The 6000-nt window shown below is 36.1% G+C and carries 2 protein-coding genes; one reads left to right on the top strand and one right to left on the bottom strand.

Annotated features, from left to right (window positions below):
- Positions 1-3774: T9SS type B sorting domain-containing protein (locus MM214_RS01640; protein WP_241291224.1), on the top strand; the 3774-nt coding region annotated here is incomplete at its 5' end.
- A gap of 369 nt (positions 3775-4143) precedes the next feature.
- Here the strand turns inward: MM214_RS01640 and MM214_RS01635 are convergent.
- On the bottom strand, positions 4144-4845 hold the full coding sequence (locus MM214_RS01635) for a LytR/AlgR family response regulator transcription factor (protein ID WP_241291222.1): 702 nt from the start codon (positions 4843-4845) through the stop codon (positions 4144-4146).
- Between the last annotated feature and the right edge of the window lie 1155 nt (positions 4846-6000).

Genomic DNA, 6000 nt, shown 5'->3' with positions numbered 1-6000 from the left:
ACCTTGAATGGTACTCCAGTGAATCCAGCAGATATTACTTTGAGCTTGGTAGATGGAGATTCAGAATTGACACTCAATGCAAATGGTACAATATCAGTTTCACCAAACACCCCAGCAGGCACTTATGTGCTAGAATACAGCATTTGTGAGAATCTTAACCCTAGCAATTGTTCAACGGCCATTGCAACAGTTACTGTGGAAGCAGCACCGATAGTTGCGAATCCAGATGACTTTGATTCCATCAATGGCAGAACAGGAGGCACCACAGCAAGTGTATTGATCAACGATACCTTGAATGGTACTCCAGTGAATCCAGCAGATATTACTTTGAGCTTGGTAGATGGAGATTCAGAATTGACACTCAATGCAAATGGTACAATATCAGTTTCACCAAACACCCCAGCAGGCACTTATGAGCTAGAATACAGGATTTGTGAGAATCTTAACCCAAGCAACTGTTCAACGGCTATTGCGACAGTTACTGTGGAAGCAGCACTGATAGTTGCGAACCCTGACAACTTTGATTCTATCAATGGCAGAACAGGAGGCATTACAGCGAGCGTTTTGATCAACGACACTTTGAATGGTACTCCAGTGAATCCAACTGATGTTACTTTGAGCTTGGTAGATGGAGATTCAGAATTGACACTCAATGCAAATGGAACAATATCCATTGCACCAAACACCCCAGCAGGCACTTACGAGCTAGAATACAGCATTTGTGAGAATCTTAACCCTAGCAATTGTTCAACGGCTATTGCAACAGTTACTGTTGAAGCAGCACCGATACTTGCGAACCCTGACAACTTTGATTCCATCAATGGCAGAACAGGAGGCACTACAGCAAGTGTCTTGATCAACGATACCTTGAATGGTACTCCAGTGAATCCTGCGGATGTTACTTTGACTCAGGTGGATCCAGATCCATCATCTCCATTGACGTTGAACGCAAATGGAACAATATCCATTGCAGCAAACACCCCAGCAGGCACTTACGAGCTAGAATACAGGATTTGTGAGAATCTTAATGCAGGTAACTGTTCAACGGCTATTGCAACAGTTACTGTGGAAGCAGCTCCGATAGTTGCGAATCCAGATGACTTTGATTCCATCAATGGCAGAATAGGAGGCACTACAGCGAGCGTTTTGATCAATGACACTTTGAATGGAGCGATAGTGAATCCAGCAGATATTACTTTGAGCTTGGTAGATGGAGATTCAGAATTGACGCTCAATGCAGATGGTACAATAACCATAGCACCAAACACCCCAGCAGGCACTTATGAGCTAGAATACAGGATTTGTGAGATACTTAATCCGGGTAACTGTTCAACGGCTATTGCAACAGTTACTGTGGAAGCAGCTCCGATAATTGCGAATCCAGATGACTTTGATTCCATCAATGGCAGAACAGGAGGCACTACAGCAAGTGTCTTGATCAACGATACCTTGAATGGTACTCCAGTGAATCCAGCAGATATTACTTTGACTCAGGTGGATCCTGACCTATCATCTCCATTGACGCTCAATGCAAATGGAACAATATCCATTGCAGCAAACACCCCAGCAGGTACTTACGAGCTAGAATACAGGATTTGTGAGAATCTTAACCCTAGCAACTGTTCAACGGCTATTGCAACAGTTACTGTGGAAGCAGCTCTGATAGTTGCGAATCCAGATGACTTTGATTCCATCAATGGCAGAATAGGAGGTACTACAGCAAGTGTCTTGATCAACGATACCTTGAATGGAGCGATAGTGAATCCAACTGATGTTACTTTGACTCAGGTGGATCCTGACCCATCATCTCCATTGACGTTGAACGCAAATGGTACAATATCCATTGCAGCAAACACCCCAGCAGGTACTTATGAGCTAGAATACAGGATTTGTGAGAATCTTAATTCGGGCAACTGTTCAACAGCTATTGCAACAGTTACTGTGGAAGCAGCACCGATAATTGCGAATCCAGATGATTTTGATTCTATCAATGGCAGAATAGGAGGCATTACAGCGAGCGTTTTGATCAACGATACCTTGAATGGAGCGATAGTGAATCCAGCTGATGTTACTTTGAGCTTGGTAGATGGAGATTCAGAATTGACCTTGAACCCCGATGGAACAATTGGAATAGCACCAAACACCCAAGCAGGTACTTATGAGCTAGAATACAGGATTTGCGAAAATCTTAACCCTAGCAACTGTTCAACGGCTATTGCAACAGTTACTGTGGAAGCAGCACCGATACTTGCGAATCCAGATGACTTTGATTCCATCAATGGCAGAACAGGAGGCACCACAGCAAGTGTCTTGATCAACGATACCTTGAATGGAGCGATAGTGAATCCTGCGGATGTTACTTTAAGCTTGGTAGATGGAGATTCAGAATTGACGCTCAATGCAAATGGAACAATTGGAATAGCACCAAACACCCCAGCAGGCACTTATGAGCTAGAATACAGGATTTGCGAAAATCTTAACCCTAGCAATTGTTCAACAGCCATTGCAACAGTTACTGTGGAAGCAGCTCCGATACTTGCGAATCCAGATGACTTTGATTCCATCAATGGCAGAATAGGAGGTACTACAGCAAGTGTCTTGATCAACGATACCTTGAATGGAGCGATAGTGAATCCAACTGATGTTACTTTGAGCTTGGTAGATGGAGATTCAGAATTGACACTCAATGCAAATGGTACAATATCAGTTTCACCAAACACCCAAGCAGGTACTTATGAGCTAGAATACAGGATTTGTGAGAATCTTAATTCGGGCAACTGTTCAACGGCCATTGCGAGGGTTTCAGTCGTAACGTTGGCTATTGAAATCAATAACAATGATTTAGGAATTCATACTACTGATTTTGGAGGTGATCTGGGGAATATCCTAGATAATGATAGGCTGAATGGTTTACCTATTGATCCTGAATTAGTTGAAATAGATATTTTTGAAATGGGAGGCTTGAGGGGCTTAGTGGTGTCTTCAGATGGATCACTTTTCCTATTACCTGGATTAAATGAACCTGGGACATATTTGTTGCAATATCGAGTATGCGAGTTGTTGAATCCAACAAATTGTGGAACAGCTTTTATATCAATCACGCTTGAAGCTCCAAGAGTTAATCTTTCTATTACAAAAACTTCAAATGAAATTAAAATATGGGAAGGCGATGTATTCGAATATGTAATAAGAGTTCAAAATATTGGAACATCAAATGCAAATAATGTAACCATAGAGGATAATCTTCCAAATGATTTATCATTTGTTTCAGAAACAATAGAAAGTTCCTTTGCTGGTCTTGAAGTTAATTTTATACGTCAAGAAAACAGGTTAATTTGGAATATTTCAATACTACCAATGGATAATGAATTAGAAATCAAACTTCAAGTTCGAGCCAATACGTTAAATAATAGTAGTATTGAACAATTCATTACAAATACAGTCCTAGTGTCTAGTGCCGAGCAAGACATAGATCTAAGCAACAATGTGGATACTGATGTGAACAAGATTAATCCTTTCGTTATACCTAATGTGATTACACCAGATAATGATGGTAAAAATGATCGTTTTGTGATCAATGGATTAGGTAAGTTCGTAAGTAATAGAATAGTGATATTCAACAGATATGGTGATCACGTCTATGAAAGCACAAATTATCAAAATGACTGGTCTGCGGATGGATTACCTAATGGAACCTTCTATTATGTCTTTAACGCTATGGATTCAGAAGGTAAAAATCACGAATTTAAAGGTTGGATATTAGTGAAAAAGTAGAGTAAATTAAATTTAAAATAAAAACTCCAAGAACTAAAAAAGATAGTTCTCGGAGTTTTATTTATTCGAAAATTATCAAAAGGTTAGTTCAAAATTGTTTAAAGTATTCCCAGACTTCGATAAATCAAGACCTAAACAAAAAGCTTATATTTCTAAACGGAATGTAAAATAGATGCACCGCAAAAATACTTTTAGAATTTAAGCTCATTCTGCGTTTAAAGTTAATTTCAATCGAACTCAAAAGGAATCTATTTAAATCTGAATCCTTAAAATCAACTCGTGAGGCTTGTATATTGGGATCTGTTCAGGTTGGGGAATTTTAGTAATCTTTGAAATACTGTGATTTCGGAACTATTCAACGCCCGAAATTTATTCAGAAATGATGATTTTTTTTAGCTCCTTATAAAACCCTCTTCGGATCGGAATTATTTTTAAACCAACATTTAATTCTTTTGAATTAAATCCTACAATATGATCTGTGTTGACAATGAAAGATTTATGAATTCTGATAAATTTATCAGAAGGCAACTGGGTTGCAACATCTTTCAAAATATCCCTTACTGTGTATGGTTTAGTAAGGGTGTGAACCTTAGTGTATAATCCATCTGCTTCTAGGTGGGTTATTTCGTTAGTCGGAACAGGAACTAAAAATCCTTTGTCCCATATTTTTAAAGTTAAATGTTTGGTATTGGATTGCTTTTTCTTATCAAATTCTTTGAATGCCAAATACAAAGATGACCTTAACCTGTCTAAGGTGAAAGGTTTAAGCAAATATCCTTCATAAAGGATGTTAGATATGCGATCTAAAAAGGCTTTATCTGTATATCCAGTCAAAAATACAATTGGGATTTCATAGGTGTCTTTGATCTTATAGGCGAGGTCAATACCGTCTAGATTGCCTATGATCAAAATATCCATTATAATTAAATCCGGTTGTTCAATTTCTAGATTTAAAAGGACATCACGGCCGTTCGAAATTATAGCAGATACCTCATAGCCTATCACCTGTAGTATGTCTTTCAAGTTTTCCGCCAACTCGAATTCATCTTCAACAATAAGTATTTTTTTCATGTTTAATAATAAAATTAAAGATCAAAAAAAGATATTGTATATAAGACATCTTTTAAAATATTCTTAATGAAGTGTGTTTTTATGTAAAGTAAGTGTGCACTGCTGTAAATAATATTGTAGAGACTGTGAAATTGTAGAAGCGATATGATTTTAGGGTGGTGGTAAACTATACGCATTGTGATTGAATAATATGCTGGACTGGTGAGGATTTGCAGTTTTACTTTTCTAATAAATTCCTTTTATCTTGTGAATAAGCTGATAAAATAACATGATTAAAGTCAATTTATAGTGTTTAAATTACATTTATTTTAGTGGTGAATGATTTTAATTAAAGCGTTTTGGTCTGCGAACTTTAAAGAGATAATAAAATTCTTTAGACTGAGATTGTATTGGTTAATCATTTCTTCGTCTAGTTCCTAAAAGAATCCCTTTGTTTTTTTAAAATCACCTGTATGGTAGTAGAGTCTTTTTAAAAGAGTTAATAAAATTGACTTGAAATTGATAGTGATCACTTACTATTTAATACATTGATTATCATGGATATACGGAACTTTGCCTATAACATTACAATATTCCGATTTATCTAACTTCCGATATAAATTGATATTGGATACTTATGGATATTGATCATTAACAACCTGTTGAGCCATTGAATTGAAGTTGCTGGCAAAAAAGCGTATAATCAGATTGATTATTTTATGATTCAGGATCGTTGTCCTTATTTTGGAAAAAGGATCACATTTTTTTTTTTGGATTGAGAGATTGATAAAAAAAATCATTAATATTCACCATATAATTTAAGAAGTATTTGATATTTCAGAGAATTAGATATTATTGAAAATTGTAAACCTAGTAATAATTAATAGATTACATTAATATACCCATTATTTCATAACATAAAGGTGAAAAATCATTTTTACTTGTTGAAAAACTTGGGGATATAAGCCTTTTATAAATTTATCAGGTAAAGACTATAAGATTTTGTCATTTAGTTTATATTTTAAAGCATATATAAATTATATCCTAAAAAATTATCTTTATTTGACTTTATAACCTAATTAAACCGTATTTAACGCCCTGATTCATTAGTTTAATAATTTTAGTTACAAATACTATGTTGTTGAACAAATTTTTAAGCTTAAACAATAAACAAGC

It is taken from the genome of Belliella kenyensis (assembly GCF_022549675.1).
In the GTDB taxonomy this organism is placed as follows: domain Bacteria; phylum Bacteroidota; class Bacteroidia; order Cytophagales; family Cyclobacteriaceae; genus Belliella; species Belliella kenyensis.
This window is presented reverse-complemented; position numbering and strand designations above follow the sequence as displayed.

Bases quoted from the DNA above. Each gene is read 5' to 3' on its own strand.
- MM214_RS01635 (WP_241291222.1), bottom strand. From the start codon at position 4,845: ATGAAAAAAATACTTATTGTTGAAGATGAATTCGAGTTGGCGGAAAAC.